We start from the raw sequence: 18,152 nt of genomic DNA, 5'->3' as shown, positions 1-18,152 counted from the left end.
ATAATTGAGGTTAATCTGGACAGTCCCACTTAAAATTGGCGACCTTATCATTGGTAGCCGCAGAGAGATTGTAATGCCACCATTCTGTTCTGATGGACCAAAATCCATGTGATTCCATGGTCGCTTTTAATAATTTTCGGTTCTCCAGTATTTTTTTTGGCAAGTCCATGTTATCGTGATAGGCCCTTTTTCCAAAATAATCAAAATCAGTTCCCATATCAAGCTCATTGCCCTCCATATCCACCAAAGTAATGTCCACGGCACCGCCCTTATTGTGAATGGAACCTTTATCCGGATTGGCGACATATTGTGGGTTGGGAACAATCTCCCACATTTTGTACTGCACGGAATTTGGTCGGTAACAATCAAAAAACTTGATTTTTACCCCTTTTTCCAAAAAATCTTGGTTGGCCGCAATGAGCGCCTTCGCCGTTTTTACTCGCGTATAGCATTCGGCACATTCATATACCTGGGCCTTTAAAAAATTGTTCTCGGTGGCATAGCGCAAATCGTAGGCAAAATCATTGCTGAAATCGGCCAATCTCACAAATGTGGTATCGGCCAACCCATTAAAAGTTTTCAGGGTAGGTTTATTTTCCTTTACCAAGCTATCCTCTGCAATGGAATCCAAAACAATTTCTGAAGCATTGACCTCAACGGTATCCTGTTGCTCCGTTTTGCTCTGTTCCTTACAACCCGATGTTACCAAAAAGGCCAAAAAAATAATATGCTGCTTCATTTGAATCAATCTATTCGTTTTTGTTCATCAAACCACGTATAAAGGGAATCTGTGTTGTAGGCCCTGTCCCATGCATTATGTCCAACACCTTTGTATCTTGTATATTTTATGTCATACCCCATCTCACGTAGCTTTTCTACCATTTGGTCAGATTCTTCCACATTGATGACATCGTCTTGGTCACCATGAAAAACCCAAATGGGCATCGATTTATCTATCCAATGGGCATACGGCAAAGGTGCCATGCCACAAACTACCGCCATGGCCGCAAACTTTTCCGGATACTGTGTTGCCAGTTCCCACACCGCACTTCCGCCCCTGCTCAGCCCGGTAAGGTAAATCCTTTTTTTATCCACGCGGTTTGTATCCGCTATGGAGTCCAATAACTGCATCAATGCTTCCGTATTCCACCATTTTTTGGCATGCGGATTTTGCGGGGCCAAGATCAGAAATGGAAACTGTTTTCCCTCTGCCAACATTTTTGGCGGTCCGCTAAACTGTATTTCTTCCATATTTCCTGCAGACTCGCCACCGCCGTGCAAGAACAACAGGAGCCCGAACTCCTCTTTTTCATTCGAGAAATAATCTTCCGGATAGTAAAGATAATAATTGAGGTTTTCTGTCGTCACTGTTTCCATTTCGCCCTTTACCAAATGGAATTGTGCCGCACAAGCTTGCAGCAGGAACATTCCGGCCACCATTAAAACCTTTGGGATTCCTTTTTGCATGTTGCTACAATTTACAAAAGTTTATTGGCTATATCCTGCCAGGAATCGGCTCTTTCAAAATCGGTTACATTTACATTGTGCGGAGAGGTGAACATAATAGATCTCCCCTCAAAAGGTTCAAGGTTTTTGCTGCGGTCGTCGATAAGCACATCTCCTTTTAAAATGTATTTATTACCGCACAGTATGCGGTTTTGCCATGGGATAAAAGGGAAATGTTCATCCAGCCAATCCGATTTCTCCCGAAGGGACTGAGGGAATTCCATGGCCGCGGAGGCTATATAGACTTCATGTTTTTGGGAAAGTTCGCGAAGCACCTCTTGACTGTCCTTTATAATTTTTAGGTTTCCAAAAAAACCAACACGGTGGGTATGCCCCTTTATGGATTCTTGGCGCTCCTTTGGAACAGTTTGCCAAAATTCTTTGCCCAAACATGTCTCGGCTTTGATCTGTGCTTTAAATTCTTGATTGTAAATATCTATATGGGCTTGGTAAGCATCGGCGATTACCTCGTCCATATCCACAAAAATGATCATTTCTTCTTTTTTGGTGAAGTACGTTAAAACTGGGCAATTAATAAAACTTCAGTCAAAATTCCGTGGGTGGTATGAAAGAATTTCATAAAAACGACCAGCACTTTTCTGAAATTCCACAAAATACAGTCGGGCCGTAAGCAAACTTTATGGCTAAATTTTAATTTAGCGAAATAACGATTACCTTCACGTTACAAGATTTTTGAAAGGCCATTGCTGTGCTTTTCTGCTTAAAACCAACCTTACATGTTGCCCAAAGGAAACTTTCCCCAAAAGGTCTATTTAAATGGAGAAATAGTGTCTGCCGAGAATGCTAAAATTTCGGTTTTCGACCGTGGATTTCTATTCGGAGATGGGATTTATGAAGTAATGATGCAATTGGAGCAAGGTATTTTCTACAAAAAAGCGCATTTGGACAGACTCCAGGACAATCTCAATAAAATTGGTATCGCCTACAACGTACAGGAAATCGATGACCATTTAGGAACATTGCTGGACGCTTCAGATTTGACCAACGAATCCTGTTTGATCTACATGCAGGCAACCCGGGGAACTGCCCCAAGAAAACATTCCTACCCCAAGGAAATCCCTGCTACCGTGATGATGTATGCACTGCCCTACAACCTTCCGCGCATCAACCCAAAACAGATGACCGCCATATTGGAGCCGGACTTTAGATGGCACCGGTGTGACATTAAATCGATCTCCCTGCTTGGAAACGTAATGACGAATGAAGCCGCAATGGAAGCAGATACGGATGAAGCTGCCTTGGTCAGGGACGGAATGATTACCGAAGGTTCGCACACCAATATTTTCTTTGTGAAAAATGGGGAATTGATCACCCATCCTGCCAATGAGCATATCCTGAACGGCATCAGCAGACAAATTGTGCTCGACCTGTGTGAAAAATTGAAAATACCCGTACTGGAAAAAGCAGTAGCCGAAGACGAAATAAAGAATATGGACGAAGCCTTTTTTACAGGTACAACTACGCAGATAGCATCCATCAAGCAGCTGGGAGACCATATTTTTTATCATGATAATGTGGGCAAGATTACCGAGACGCTACAGGAAGCATTTGCCGAGCTTAGAAAAACCGATACCGCCAATATCATTTTATAAAAAACCACTTGACCATGAACAAAAACATCTCCAACAGACTTTTCAAGGTATTTTTGGGATTATGTCTGCTATGGACCTACTCCTGCGGCAACCAAGACAGCTATGATATCCTTATTTTAAACGGAACGGTTTATGACGGTAAAGGTGGAGACCCCATAGTTACCGACATTGCCATTAAAGATTCCGTTATTGTGGCATTGGGTGATTTTGCTACTGCCAAAGCCGATAAAATAATTGATGCAACCGGACTGGCAGTCTCCCCAGGGTTTATAGATATGCACACCCACATAGAGCCCATTATGGAGCTCAACTCTTGCGAAAGCCATGTCAGGCAGGGGGTGACTACGGCCTTGGGAGGACCGGACGGAAGTTCTCCCTACCCATTGAAGCCTTACATGGATAGTCTCCAACAAAAAGGGGTTGGTATGAACGTAGCCTATTTGGTGGGGCATAATACCATTCGCAGGAATATTATGGGATTGGAAAACAGAGCCCCCACATCCGAAGAACTGGGAGCCATGGAAGCCGAAGTGGACAGCGCCATGAAAGATGGAGCCTTTGGGATCTCCACAGGATTAAAATATTTGCCCGGGGCATTTTCCAAGGTAGATGAAGTCATCAGCCTTTCAAAGATTGCTTCCAAATACGGAGGGATCTATACCTCGCACCTTAGGGAAGAGGGCTTGGGACTTTTTGATGCCGTGGCCGAAGCTATTCAAATATCCGAAAAAGCCGATATTCCCGTGGTACTCACGCATCACAAGGCCATTGGAAAGCCCATGTGGGGCAAAAGTGAGCGCACACTTGCCATGGTAGATTCCGCTAGGGCAAAAGGATTGGATATTAAAATGGACCAATACCCATATGCCGCGAGCTATACGAGTATTTCCGTTTTGATACCTTCTTGGGCAAGGGCCGGTGGACAAGAAGCTTTTGAAAGTCGTATTGCCGATCCTGTATTGAGGGACAGCATCAAAAATGGCATCGTATTCAATATCCTGAACGATAGAGGTGGCTCCGATTTGGACCGGGTACAATTTGCAAAAGTGGAATGGCAACCTGAGCTGGAAGGAAAAACTTTGAAATATTGGTGCGAACAGAACAATTTGGAACCAACCGTGGAGAATGGCGCGGATATGGTGGTCAAAGCGCAGTTGAACGGCGGGGCTTCCTGTGTTTATCATGCCATGGCAGAGGAAGACGTGGAACGCATCATGAAACATCCCTTTACCATGATCGGTTCGGACGGGCGGTTGGTGGAACCCGGGATGGGACATCCGCACCCACGATGGTATGGAACCTTCCCTAGGGTTCTAGGACGCTATGTGCGGGAAAAGAATGTCTTGGAACTCAGCGAGGCCATACGAAAAATGACCTATTTGCCCGCACAAAGCCTTAGTTTATCCGATCGGGGACTCATCAAAGAAGGCCTGAAGGCGGATATCACCATATTTGACCCAAATACCGTAATAGACAAGGCCACATTTGAAAATCCGCATCAATATTCCGAAGGGATCGATTTTGTCCTCATAAACGGAGGGGTTGCCGTGGACCAAGGGACATTCAAGGATATTAAATCAGGTATCGTTTTAAGAAAACAATAATTGAACATTATGAAAATGAAACAGATTACATTGGGCATTTTGATGCTCGCCGGCGCAATAAGCCATTCCCTTTTGGCACAGGAAAATACTGAGATAGATAAAAAATACACCAAGGAAGTGGAGCGTTTGGCCAAAGCCAAACCTGTTGAGAAAGCCTTTGAACATATCAAGGCACAAATGCCAGAAACTACGGTCGACCTTATTACTTTGACCGAGGTTTTGGCACCTCCCTTTATGGAAAACGAGCGGGGAAAGGTTTTTGCCGAAATGTTGAAAAAGGCAGGGGTCGATAGTATTTGGACGGACAAGGTGGGCAATGTTATAGGGTTGCGCAAGGGAACTTCCGGTGAACCGGGATATGTGGGCGTAGATGCCCATTTGGATGTGGTTTTCCCCGAAGGGACCGATGTAACTGTGAAAAAAGTCGGGGATACCCTAAAAGCACCGGGCATAGGTGACGATACCCGGGGTCTGGCCATGCTGATAAGTATGCTCAAAGCGATGAACAAGGCAGAGATAAAGACCAAAAAAGACTTGTTGATCGTTGGGTCCGTTGGTGAAGAAGGCCTGGGAGACCTACGCGGAATGAAATACATGTTCAACGAATCTGGGCTGGATATCGATTCGTGGATCGCCATTGACGGTGGCAGTATAGGAAGAATCAGCAATGCCGGTCTGGGCTCCAAGCGCTACAAATTGCATATAAAAGGCCAGGGAGGTCACTCCTGGGGTGCTTTTGGACTTGCCAACCCACACCACGCACTGGGAAAGGCCATAGCTATTTTTTCCAAAAATGCTTGGGAATACACCTCCGGTAACATTCCAAAAACAAGTTTCAATGTGGGTAGAATTGGAGGGGGTACCTCTGTCAACTCCATTCCATTTGAGTCATGGATGGAAGTGGACATGCGTGCCATCGACCCCAAAAACCTTGATGAGATAGAAGCCATTTTCAAGGCATCTGTGGAAGAGGCCATCACGGAGTATAATGCCAGTGGTGTACGCGGTGAGGTCACTTACGAACTCATAAAAATTGGTGACAGGCCATCGGGGGAACTGCCAGCTTCCCTGCCGTTGATCCAAAGGACCATGGCAGCCACCAAACTTTTTGGTGAGACACCTCGCCTGGGAAGAGGTTCCACAAATATCAACATCCCCGTTTCCAAAGGAATTCCAGCCGTATGTATCGGTAGAGGTGGACAAGGAGGAGGTGCCCATTCTTTGCACGAATGGTACTTGAACGATGAAGAAAGTGACGAGTCCATTCAATTGGCATTATTGATTGCATTGTCCCAAGCGGGACTTGACAAATAAGAATTTATGAAAGAAAGGTTCCTAAGACTGCTTTTTGGTTTTGCCCTGCTTACCGGGGTTGCTTCAAACGGTCAGATAAGTGAGAAACAATTTTTAGAGATAGACAGCTTGTTCTTGGAATGGAACCGGCCCAATCATCCGGGAGGTGCCATCGCCGTTATGAAGGGAAACGATGTTGTTTTTTCCAAGGCGTATGGTCTTGCGAGCCTTGAATATCTTATTCCCAATACCACAAAAACCGAGTTCAACGTGGCCTCGGTATCGAAACAGTTCAGTTCACTTGGAATTGTAAAGTTACATTTGGAAGGTAAATTGTCCATTGACGACACCATTGATACCTACATTGATGGGCTTGCCGATTTCGGGAGCAAAATCACCATTAGGCAAATGATGCACCACACCAGTGGCCTTCGAAGCCTTCACGCACTTTTTGCCTTGGCCGGATGGAGGAACGACGATGCTAGGACGAACGAGGATCTGGACAGGATCATGGAATTACAGACCGATCTTAACTTTGAACCCGGGTCTGAATATCTTTATTGCAATACGGGGTATATGTTCTTGGCCAACATTATAGAGAAAGTGGCCGAGAAGCCTTTTGTAGATTATATGAAAGAGGACATATTTGTTCCGTTGGGGATGGAAGATACTTATGTGGAAGACCGTTATGACCGTATTGTTCCCAATAATGCAACCTCTTATTATAAACAGAGAAAGGGTTTTATAAGGGCCGTTGAATATTGGGGATATGTAGGGTCAGGGAACATACATACTACCACTTCCGACTTGCTGAAATATCTAAAGAACTACTATGACCCTTTACCCGGATGGGAAAATGCCTTTGCCATGATGCCCACACTGGACCCCTTGAACGATGGCAGTTATAATCAATATGCGCTAGGAGTGAATGTGGACAAATTGATGGGCAAGAAAAGGATTGGTCATGGAGGGTCCATCGGTGGTTTCCGTTCCAATATAGCGGTGTTTCCAGAAGAAAAAATCAGTATTGCCATTATAACCAACTTTTCATCCTCCAACCCTGGTGGAAAATCCAATAAAATTGCCGAAGTGCTTTTTGGACAAACGCTTTCGCCCAAAAGTATTGAGCCCATCAAAATATCGCCCAAGACCATGGAGTCTTATGTGGGCACCTATTGGGACCATGAAACCTATGAGGAACAAGAAGTGAGCATCAACGGCGATACTTTATTTTTGGGAAATTCCAAAACCGTATTCTTGCCCATCAAACCAAAAACGTTCGAGGCCATTCGGAGCGGTACGCAAATCATATTCGACAAAAACACATTTACCTATGTACCCCATAGTGGAAAACCTCAAACTTTCAAAAGATATACTGAGAGATCCATAACCCAGGAACTGGCGCAAGAATATGTAGGTTCCTATTATAGCCCGGAAATACATACTTCCTATGCGATACACACAAACGGGGATAAATTGTATGCTTTTCATATTAAGCACGGTGAAATTCCCTTGGAACAAAAATTCAAAGATCTTGTGGAGGGAGATTATCCTCTACGGACCTTAAAATTTACCCGTGAAAACGGTGAGATCAATGGGGTCCTTATATCCAACGGAAGGGTCAGGAATCTATGGTTCGTAAAAACAAATTGACATGGACTACTCAGCTTTGGTAAAGACCAAGGCCTTGCCCCTATTCTGTGTTACCACGATATATGGGTGTCCTCCATTGGCTCTTTCCACCTGAACCATGTCCTTGGCATCACCGGTGACCTTAAATCCACTTTCTTCTGCATTCTTGAATTCAAATCCGCCATTGTTGTCCCCCATAAGAACTCCCCCGTTGAAAGCATCATATCTTCCAATGAACACTTCATTTCCAAAATCGTTCCCGATCATCAATACATCTGTTGAGGAATTGGTTGACGCATTTGTCTGAATCATGCATTTAATGGGGGCCAGCTGTGTTTGCCAAGGAAGTTTGCCCATGGTAAAACTGCCATTGCCATCGTTCTCGAAATATGTGGTCTCATCATGATTGGCCATCAATTCATCCGCTCCTTCCAATTGTTCCGGTGTAAACAGGTCATTTTTGGTGGTTTTCGCAAACTCCCTGAAATAGTTGAACTTTTTCCTGAACATTGGACTTTGTGACATTAGATCTCCCCAAAAATTGACCGGATAAGGTCTGTATGTGGCATCTTCAAAGTCACTTTTGAAATATGCGAACATAACAGGGTCAATGGCACCGTTATTGTCGAAATCCTTGGCCAACATGGTAACAGGTCTATCCTTTGACGGATTGTACAGGTTATTTTCTCCTAAATTTCCCGCAATCAAATCAATATCGCCATCACCATCAAAATCTTCCGCTAAAACACATTCCCACCAACCGGATAGTTCCTGCATTCCCGTTTGGCCCATTGGCTCAAACGAATCTTTTTTATTGATGAAAACGGTCACTGGCATAAACTCGCCCACAAGAATCAAGTCCTTCAAATTATCCTGGTTCAAATCTGCCCATTTCGCATCGGTAATCATCCCCGGGGTTCTCAAAGCTTTGCTGTACGTATCGGTAACATCGACCAGGGTGCCCTTTTCATTTTTAAGTAAATAGGAGTTATCGGGTTTGGGATACTGGGAAAAAGGAGTTCGTCCGCCCACAAATAGGTCCACGTAACCATCGCCATCAAAATCCTCAACTTCCACTACGGAGCCGCTAGAGTTGATTTTTGGCAATCTATCCATAGACCTCACAAAAGTTCCATTTCCCTGATTGATCATCAGGTAGTCTTGATAGTACGGGGAGTCCAGATCAAACTCATTGCTTCCCGCGACCATATAAATATCAAGGTCTCCATCATTGTCCAGATCAAATAGGGCAATACCTGTTTCCTCGCGTTTTTTACTTGCTTCGTCCTCAAATATGGCCTTACCCTTAAAATTTCCATTTGCGTCCTGCATAAAAATCATTGGGGAGTAGCCCGATGAACTTCCAATAATAAAGTCTTCGTAACCATCTCCATTGATATCCCCTTTTGCCAACCTTGGACCATTTTGGGTAAGTTTATGTGGCAATGTGGTCTGTACGTTAAAATCTATCTTATCGGTTTCTTCATGGATGAAATCGACTCCTATTTGGTCCGAAACCTCTACATATATGGGTTCTGGTTTTTTGGGCGCCAGCGGAAATGCCAATTCTTTTGTATCCATCATTGATGCATTTCCATAATCGACCGTCAAGGTTTGATTGCTCTGCACATCTGGGATTTTTTGATATTTCCCATCCGGCCATACAATTTCCAATGATACAATCTGCTTTTGCGGGCCAAGTCCAAAATGGGCCATGCTGTGCACCGTTGATAGGTATCCTCTGCTTAATTGGTGTTCATAAAATTGAAAGGTTCCATCCTCGAACCTTAGGGCAACCTTGGTGCCTAGACCAGCTCTGTTTGATTTTGGGCCTTTTAAATCCAACTTGAGAAAGTTGCTGCCTTCGTAATTCTCTTTTTGGAGGTTGTTTTGAAAGATGAACGCCTCATCGTTGATATTGTTTACCACATAATCCAGGTCTCCATCATCATCCAAGTCTACAAAGGCCGCGCCATTGGAAAAGGAAGGGATGCTTAAGCCCCATTCTTCCCCTACATCCTTGAATTGTCCGTTTCCTTCGTTACGATATGCATAATTTGGAATTTTAACCACAGGAATGGAGTCCAAAATCTGGGCGGTGCTGAGATATTTCTGAACATTAAAATTAAACTCTCCAAAATCCAGATCGGTAATATCCCTTGGAAAGCCATTGGTAATCAACAGGTCTTTGCGACCATCGTTATCGGCGTCCACAAAAAGTGGCGACCAGCTCCAATCGGTCTTGGCTATTCCCGCCATGAGACCAATTTCGCTATATGGCGTCTCGGGTCCTTGCCCCATTTGGAGCATGTTTCGCATATATTGATAGTCGTAACCATACTTATCGTTCATGTAATAATCGTTGTACATGGTGGATTTAATGGTCGTTTTTAACCTTAAATTAGTTTCCCCGAGCATATCAAGGGTAACAATATCAAGATACCCATCGTTGTTGAAGTCGGCGATATCGGAACCCATCGAGAATTTACTTTGGTGTTTGATAAAATCACTGATCTTATCAGTAAATGTTCCATCACCATTGTTGATGTACATGATATCATTGCTCAGATAATCGTTGCTCACATAAATATCGGGCCAGCCATCGTAATTCAAATCCGAAATGGCCACTCCAAGTCCGTACCCCTCTATGGTTATACCGGCGTCCATGGTAACATCCGTAAAGGTGTTGTCCCCATTGTTACGGTACAAATGATCGTTGCTCAGGGACGAACCATCGGTTATTTTTTCCCTGTAATTTGCAGGCAATATGTGGATGTCCACATTATTGAGCACATATAGGTCCATAAGACCGTCCTTGTTGTAATCAATAAAAGCGGCATTCATACTGTTTCCGGTATCGGCCACTCCAAATTCCTTGGCCATTTCCTTAAATACGGGAACTCCGTTATCATCAACACCTTGATTGATGTATAGCATGTTGGCCTTTTCCTCTGGGGATTCGTACATGGCCGCACATATATAAATATCCAAGAGCGAATCGTTGTTGATATCTATCACCGCTACACCCGTCTTCCATTTATCGGCGGCTTCCACACCTGCAGCTTTGGTGACATCCTTAAATTTGAAATCCCCTTGATTGAGGTATAATTTGTTTGGTACCTGATTGCCCGTAAAAAATAGGTCAGGTTTGTTATCGTTGTTGAAGTCTCCCACGGCAACTCCGCCTCCATTAAAAATATATTCGCTTGTAAGTATATTAAAGCTATCGGTCTCAATGATCTGATTATTAAAGGTAACACCGGAACGGCTGGAGGATACCTTGGAGAACAGCTTGTTTTCTTCTTTTTTAGAACAAGAAACCGCTAAAAAGAAAGCAAATAATAGTAAAACAGAATGCTTGATCATTGTGGTTGATGAGATTTACAGATTGATAAAAGAGAAAATGTAGCAAGAGTTTTCTTTACTACAAAATAGTAAGGTTTTATTAGTCAAAGATTAATCCATTATTAATCAAAATCCTTTTTGATGATTGTGAAAATAAAAGTTAAAGCTATGATAACCTAGGGTTGTATTGATAAGGATAGGGTATAATTAAAAATAGGTTGCCAAAACAAATTGACAACCTATTTACTTGAATTAAATTAAACTAACTCAGACTACACATTATTAATATCCAGGATTCTGAGTCAACACTCCACCACTCTGGTCGATGGCATTGACAGGAATCGGAATCAAATCATGTCTTGGTTGATAGGTACCAAATTTTGTATCATAATTGGACAAATAGAAATCTTCGCCTTCATTTTCGATATACGTATTGATAGTTTCCATCGCATTGTCCCACCTTCTCAGGTCAAACAATCGATGTCCTTCCATTCCAAACTCCAAGCGACGCTCGAATCGGATAGCTTTTCTTGCAAAAGCAACATCTGGAAAAGTTCCGTAAGGCTCAATCTGATAGTTAGCGGCATCCCCACTATCATCAACTGCCTGAACATAGCTCATGTTTTTTGCTCTGTTACGAACCCTATCCACATATTCCACCGCTAAAGGTAAATTTGGAGTTGGTTGCTCTACTGCAGCCTCGGCGGCCATCAACAATACATCTGCAAAACGCATCACGTTGTAGTTGATACCGGACCAGTCAGATCCCCAACCTCCTGTACCACGTTGAGCATCTACCTCGCCAGCTTGGTACATGTTCTTTTTGGGCAAATAAGGACCAGAGATATCCGTAAAAGAAGCCCTTATCCATTCCTTTCCTGGCATGACGCCAAAACCGTTATAGTCGATACCTCTTCTACCCACGGTATAGTCCAATCTTGGATCTAGCGGACCAGTATATGGGGTAAAAGGCTCACTACTGTTAATTCCGTAATCACTATCAACATCGGTCGCCGCATAGGAATCCAATAATGGCAATCCTGAACCATCGGTCTGGTAAGCGTTCACCAAATCTTGGGTAGGCTGGTAAAAACCACAACAAGTACCCAAAGGTCCACCACCAGGAAAGTTCAAAGTACCTGCACCGTTACCGTTGAAAGAACGTCCTGTATCCGAAGCGAATTGAATGGCAAACATGGATTCAGGCCCATTTTCACCAGCAAAATTAAAGTTGTCAACAAACTCTTCATTCAAGGAATATGGTCCATTGTTGATCACATCGTTGAACAAAGGAAGTGCCTCTGCATACTTACCTTGATATAGGTAAGCTTTACCTAAGAACGCCTTGGCAACCCAAGCATTGGCCCTACCAGTTATGACTTCGTCTCCCAAATTGGCAATGGCAGCTTGTAAATCGGCTTCAATCTCTGCCCAGATAGGACCTGGGTTTGGCTGATTGAACTCCTGATTCACCAAATTTTCCACAGAAATAAATGGAACATTACCATAAAACTTTTGAAGCTCAAAGTTGAAATAAGCTCTTAAGAAAAGGGCTTCACCTTCTTGTTGGGAAAAATCGCCTTCTTCAATCTGACTAATCAGGTCAAGAACGGCATTACAACGGTTCACTCCTCCAAAAAGGGCGCTCCATCTTCCCAAGAACCAGCTATTACCTGTTTGCCAGTCCAAAGTTTCAACCTGGAACAAAGCGGTGTTGTCACCATCTTCACTTCCTCTGTGAGCGTCATCAGAAATGACATCTGCCCACCAGTTGTCTCCACCGGCCGCTACTCCTTCACCTTGTCGATTGATACGTTCTCCGTCCATTGCAGAGTATGCTGCGGTCAACTTAAGGTCGACCCCAGTTGCATTTTGAAGCGCATCATCCGAAAGGGCGCCAGTGGCAGCCTTTTCAGTAAAATCTTTGCTACAGGACCATAGCAATAGACCTGCAAATATTGTTGAATATAATATCTTCTTTTTCATTTTTTAAAATTTTAGATTAACCCCGAAGGAATAAATTGAAGCTAAAGGATAGTTGTTATCAGAAACTCCTATGGTAAGGTTATCAATGGATCCATTTACAAATCTTGGTGGTAACTCTGGATCAACTCCATTGTAATCCGTGATTGTGAACAGGTTGGTACCCTGTAGATACAAACGAACACTATCCATTCCTAGGTAGCTGGATACTTGCTCGTTAAAGGTATATCCAATTTGCAAGTTCTTCAATCTCATGTAAGATCCATCCTCCACAAAAAATGTACTTGGTGTACCCTCATTGTTTGTGATACTCTGGCTCAATGCAGGCAATTGGGCATCCAAGTTGTCAGGAGTCCAAGAATCCAATACACGAACACTTCTGTTCGCATCAAAGAACGTAGGAAGATCGGTATACACTTTATCGTTGTTGAAAATATCATTTCCTTGAGAACCTTGGAAGAATGCAGACATATCAAATCCTTTGTAACCAAGTCTTAGGTTAATACCATATGTGAAATCTGGGTGAGGAGATCCAATAAAAGTCCTATCCTCATCGTCAATTGTTCCATCATTGTTCAAATCCTTGTACCTAAACCTACCGACACCGTCGGCATTGGTCTCGAATCCTTGGTCGGCAGCGTTCGCCACTTCGGATTCAGAAGCGAATATTCCTTCAACAACCCTTCCGTAGAAAGATGATATTGGCTGTCCTTCCTGCGTTCTAGTTACAGTTCCAGTAGTTCTGAATCCACCAAAACCTGTTTGGAAGGCACTGATCAAGTCAACCACTTCGTTCTTGTAGCTAGAGAAATTCACATCGATACCATAACTAAAGCCAGAATCGGTTTGGTCTGAATAGCTCAAAGTTGCATCCACACCTTTGTTTTCAATGGAACCTAAGTTCACATACGGTGGGGCGGCATCAATTGCTGTTGAACTGAACAACTGCTCATCCTGGTTGATCAAATCTTTTGTGGTAATCGTAAAGTATTCCGCAGAAAAATTCAATCTATTGTCAAAAAAGCCAAGTTCTATACCAAAGTTAGTGGTTTCACTGGTTTCCCATCTTAAGTTTGGATTACCGGCAGCAGACAAAAGTGCACCTTGGGCCGCTCCTCCACTTCCTGTATACACGTAATTGGCATACTGCTCGCTCAATATTGAAATATTGGTCGTAGGGTTGTTCACCGGAAGAGTTTGGTTACCCAATTGACCCCATGATCCTTTTAATTTTAAACGGCTCATGAAAGAATCGGTTGGCCAAAAAGATTCGTTGCTCACTACCCAACCTGCGCTGAATGATGGGAAAACATCACTTTTATTGTCACCGATAAATCTTGATGACTCATCGCGACGTACGGTAGCAGTAAACAAATAACGACCATCATAATCGTAGTTGACCGTTCCGAACAAAGAATACAATGAAGATGCATTATCATAGGCGTAGGCCACGTTGGCCGCACCCCCACCATTGCTCAACAAGTAATAATCAGGTGTTTCAAAAAAGTAATCTGTTCTTGAGATTTCCTTTCCTTTACCGTGATTGTCCAATGCCTCGATACCGATCAAAGCATTAAGGTTATGATTGCCAAACGACTTCTTATAGTTCAACGTATTGGTCCATACCCATTCGTAAGTATCCTGATCAGCTTCAGTAAGCGTATTGGTTGCAATTGGCTCTGGGGATTCAGGAATCAAAGGTCTAAAACGTCTGTCGTTAAAAGCTCTGATAGAACCACCCAAGGAAGTCTTGAACTGTAATCCATCGATGATATCGACTGTAGCATAAATGTCACCAAACACCCTAAAGGTCTTGGCAAAATTGTCTTTCTGACGAGTAGCCTCCGCAACAGGGTTGTTGGGGTTGGAAAGTCCGTTGGAATTACTATAGCTACCTGCAAAGTTGCCCTCTGCATCATAAACAGGCACCAATGGAGACATCCTAGTTGCAAAGTTGTACCATGACTGACCTCCACTTCTTCGATCAAAAGAAATGTTTGCGTGTTCTCCAATTCGGATTTTATCTCCGATCTTGAACTCAGAGTTCAATCGTACGTTTCCTCTTTTAAATCCTGTATGGATTTGAATACCTTGACGGTTCAAATAACCTGCCGAGAAAAGGAACTTGGATTTTTCGTTACCATTTTCCAATGTAATGGAAGCATTTTGGGTAATCGCGGTTCTGTAGATTTCATCCAACCAATCTGTTCCACCTGGTCTAACGTTCATGGTCACAGGAACATCACCTTGAATGGTTTGTGGAACTACGGGAGTAGGACCATTTCCATATTGTGGATGTGAAGGAGTACCTCCATCATTTATGATACTCTGCCAGATCATTTGACCGTGCTGTTCAGCATTCAAAAGTTCAGGTAAATTTGTTGCAGTTGAAAAACCGGTATACATGTCCAAAGAAACCTTTGCAGTATTCAGGTTATAACCACCACTCTTGGTAGTCACAATTACAACACCATTGGATGCCCTAGCACCATATATTGCAGCTGCACCATCTTTTAGAACGTTTAACTGCTGAATATCCGCTGGGTTAATGGAGTTCAAGATACTTGCGTCATCTGTTTGAACACCATCAATAATGTATAGAGGGTCGTTACTGTTACCAGTTCCATAACCTCTAATACGTACTACTGGAGTAGATCCAGGTGAACCGTTGTTGGTAATGGTAACACCGGAAACCCGTCCTTGCAAAGCTTCCGCTGCGTTTACTACAGGAGTTTTGGTCGCTTCGGCAACATCCACCGTTCCTACGGAACCGGTCAATTCACCTCTTGTCTGGCTTCCATACCCTGTTACAACGACCTCGTCCAATGCAGCGGCATCTTCCTGCATGGTAACGTCTAATGTAGCGTTTCCGTTAACGGGAATTTCTACCGTTTTAAACCCGACATAAGAAAATATCAGGGTTGCATCGGAAGGGGCGGTGATGGAATAATTTCCATCAAAATCTGTCTGGGTACCGTTAGTTGTCCCCTTTACAATGACATTGGTACCAGGTAAGGGAGTTCCAAAATTGTCCACAACTGTACCCGTTATGGTTGTTTGGTAAGGAGGAGAAGTAACTTCATCCAAGTCCGGGGCAGCTGCCATGGCAGATCCACCCACCAACATCATTGTCATTGATAAAATGAATGCCGAATACCTTTTTACGGAAACGGCCCATCTCATCAAAATCTGAATTGTGATTTGATTCATAGATAGTCTATTTAGTTTAGTTATAATGACTGATTTCGACCGTGCATATTGTCTCAATCAGGAACAATAATAGTTAAAATTTTATAATTGGCAATATTTTAACAGTAAATATTTAAAATAATAAAATCACCCTATGCATAATGTAAAAATGATAATCCTAACAAAAAGTTAATTTTTCCGCAGGCTTGGCGCAGTATGCCCGCACCACAGATTGACACCTACAATTTTACCGATGGAAAAAATCAACAAAACGTTGCTGATTTGTTACAGAAAAACACCCTATTTCTTCAAGTACTTGGTATCCAGAAATTCATACCTTTTATCGTGATCAGCTCTCTTGGATTTACTCTCCACATCAAGGACCATTACCGGAGGATTTTCATCCGAAATATTCGCGTTGGGCCATTCGGGCAATTTCTCACCATTTGGATTGCCGTTTTTGATGAAATTGACAAAATAGGCCTGCATGGTCTCAGAAACCTTTTTATCGTCACGGGTCCATGCATAATCGTCCACTAAATGAAGGTTTCCCAAAGCATATTCAATTTCACAGGCATGGGGCGCACCGACCGGAGCAGGCATTTGAGGGGTATTTTCGTCTTTCTCCACGGTTCCGCCTGCCAGTCCAGATGCCAAGTTTGCATCTTTTAAGGGTGGTCGCAATTTGGAATACATGTATCGGTAAACCGGCTGGTCACTATTTTTTCGATGTAGATCAAACCATTTCCACGTACTGTAGGCAATAAATCGGTCAGATGCCAAATCCGTGGCCGAATGTAATAGTTCCTTTTCCGAGCCATAAGGATAAAGCTCAAGAACCCTTTCATAATCCTCTGGATATAATTGTTTCACCTTGTTCTTATAATTTTCAACAGTAAGCGGCTGACCTTGTGTAAGTGCCATGGCTGGTATTTCAGCTGAGTTCCATCCCAATAATAACGGTACTTGGGCCTGCTCGCCCGCCTCAAATATCTCTGGCAGGGTTTTAGGTAAAAAATAACCATCCACTACGACGGGGAACCCAAACATTCTTGAGTCATTATAAACTTCATAGATTTCCCGTGTGCTCATTTTACGAAAGTCCGATATAGATTTTATACCGGCCTTTTCCAAAAAGGCCTGACCCATTTTTTCTCCTTCCTCTAAAGTTACCGGGGCCATGGTCGGATTAATAGCGGCTCCACTTTCCCCTATGGCACCGGCAATCAAATCCTTGGACAAAGGCGATGCCATTTGAAGACTTGTTCCGGCCGAACCTGCAGACTCTCCCGCAATTGTGACTTTAGCAGGATCTCCACCAAAAGCAGCTATGTTTTTTTGGACCCACTGCAAGGCCATATTCTGATCTAGCACCCCATAATTGCCAGAAGCATTGTATGGGGATTCCTTGGTAAGTTCAGGATGGGACAAGAACCCAAAAATATTCAACCTGTAGTTGGTGGTGACGACCACCATTCCATTTTTGGCCATGCTCTCACCATCATATCGATATTCTGAAGCATCACCCGCTACATTGCCTCCTCCATAAAAATAGACCAAGACCGGTAAACCTTTGGTATCATGCTTCGCTGGCGTCCAAACATTCAAGTAAAGACAATCTTCGCTAACTCCATCGGATCGTGATTTCATGTCCCCGAACACCATTGTTTGCATAGGTCTGGGACCGAAAACCTTGGTTTCCTTTACACCAGTCCAATCATCAAGCGGCTGTGGTGCCTTCCATCTTAAATCACCAACGGGCGGTTTAGCGAAAGGCACACCTAAATAAGATTGTATACCTGTGTGGGTGTTGTAATTCCCTTCAATAGTGCCATTTTCAACGCTTACCTGAACTGGGAATGCATTTTTGTTTTGGCCAATGGCCGTACCAAAAACAAGAAGCATCATTAAAATTAAATTAGAAATTTTCATTTTTGAGGTCTTTATTGTATCATTTTGTTACAATAATACTTTCTTTTTTTCGTAA

11 protein-coding genes are annotated in these 18,152 nt (G+C 43.2%); 4 read left to right on the top strand and 7 right to left on the bottom strand.

Going from position 1 to position 18,152, the window contains the following annotated elements; translation table 11 throughout:
• Window positions 1-10: 10 nt before the first annotated feature.
• Genes SD449_RS00145 through SD449_RS00135 form a run of 3 tightly spaced genes read right to left on the bottom strand, consistent with a single transcriptional unit; the run spans window position 11 to window position 2,000 of the window.
• Window positions 11-739, bottom strand: coding sequence for a M15 family metallopeptidase (locus tag SD449_RS00145; RefSeq protein WP_318308067.1), 729 nt, complete (start codon window positions 737-739; stop codon window positions 11-13).
• Window positions 740-744: 5 nt separating this feature from the next.
• Window positions 745-1,467: a carboxylesterase family protein gene (locus SD449_RS00140; RefSeq protein WP_318308066.1), complete on the bottom strand. Its 723-nt coding sequence runs from the start codon at window positions 1,465-1,467 to the stop codon at window positions 745-747.
• A gap of 11 nt (window positions 1,468-1,478) precedes the next feature.
• A complete protein-coding gene (locus tag SD449_RS00135; protein ID WP_318308065.1) occupies window positions 1,479-2,000 on the bottom strand; it encodes a 5' nucleotidase, NT5C type in 522 nt (173 codons plus the stop codon).
• Between the two features lie 243 nt (window positions 2,001-2,243).
• Between SD449_RS00135 and SD449_RS00130 the strand changes: the two genes are divergently transcribed.
• From SD449_RS00130 to SD449_RS00115, 4 genes are read left to right on the top strand one after another with little or no spacing between them, the layout of a single operon-like run.
• The gene (locus SD449_RS00130; RefSeq protein WP_318308064.1) at window positions 2,244-3,119 is read left to right on the top strand and encodes an aminotransferase class IV; all 876 of its coding nucleotides are present in this window, start codon (window positions 2,244-2,246) and stop codon (window positions 3,117-3,119) included.
• Window positions 3,120-3,133: 14 nt separating this feature from the next.
• Complete coding sequence (locus tag SD449_RS00125) at window positions 3,134-4,723, top strand: N-acyl-D-amino-acid deacylase family protein (RefSeq protein WP_318308063.1); 1,590 nt, start codon at window positions 3,134-3,136, stop codon at window positions 4,721-4,723.
• A gap of 15 nt (window positions 4,724-4,738) precedes the next feature.
• Window positions 4,739-6,037: a M20/M25/M40 family metallo-hydrolase gene (locus SD449_RS00120; protein ID WP_318308062.1), complete on the top strand. Its 1,299-nt coding sequence runs from the start codon at window positions 4,739-4,741 to the stop codon at window positions 6,035-6,037.
• A 6-nt stretch (window positions 6,038-6,043) separates the two neighbouring features.
• A complete protein-coding gene (locus SD449_RS00115; RefSeq protein WP_318308061.1) occupies window positions 6,044-7,669 on the top strand; it encodes a serine hydrolase domain-containing protein in 1,626 nt (541 codons plus the stop codon).
• 6 nt (window positions 7,670-7,675) lie between these two features.
• Here SD449_RS00115 and SD449_RS00110 read toward each other — a convergent pair whose 3' ends face one another.
• The 4 genes from SD449_RS00110 to SD449_RS00095 form a co-directional block, all read right to left on the bottom strand.
• Window positions 7,676-11,014, bottom strand: a complete 3,339-nt coding sequence (locus SD449_RS00110; RefSeq protein ID WP_318308060.1) for a VCBS repeat-containing protein — start codon at window positions 11,012-11,014, stop codon at window positions 7,676-7,678.
• Window positions 11,015-11,275: 261 nt separating this feature from the next.
• Window positions 11,276-12,979: a RagB/SusD family nutrient uptake outer membrane protein gene (locus tag SD449_RS00105; protein ID WP_318308059.1), complete on the bottom strand. Its 1,704-nt coding sequence runs from the start codon at window positions 12,977-12,979 to the stop codon at window positions 11,276-11,278.
• 3 nt (window positions 12,980-12,982) lie between these two features.
• Window positions 12,983-16,186 carry a SusC/RagA family TonB-linked outer membrane protein gene (locus tag SD449_RS00100; RefSeq protein WP_318308058.1) on the bottom strand — a complete coding sequence of 1,068 codons (3,204 nt, stop codon included), beginning with the start codon at window positions 16,184-16,186 and terminating at the stop codon, window positions 12,983-12,985.
• Between the two features lie 279 nt (window positions 16,187-16,465).
• Window positions 16,466-18,073 carry a carboxylesterase/lipase family protein gene (locus tag SD449_RS00095; RefSeq protein WP_318308057.1) on the bottom strand — a complete coding sequence of 536 codons (1,608 nt, stop codon included), beginning with the start codon at window positions 18,071-18,073 and terminating at the stop codon, window positions 16,466-16,468.
• Window positions 18,074-18,152: the final 79 nt, after the last annotated feature.

It is taken from the genome of Flagellimonas crocea, from assembly GCF_033441595.1.
Taxonomy (GTDB): Bacteria; Bacteroidota; Bacteroidia; order Flavobacteriales; family Flavobacteriaceae; genus Flagellimonas; species Flagellimonas crocea.
Note: the sequence above shows the minus strand (reverse complement) of the source record. Positions and strands in the feature narration are given on the sequence as shown.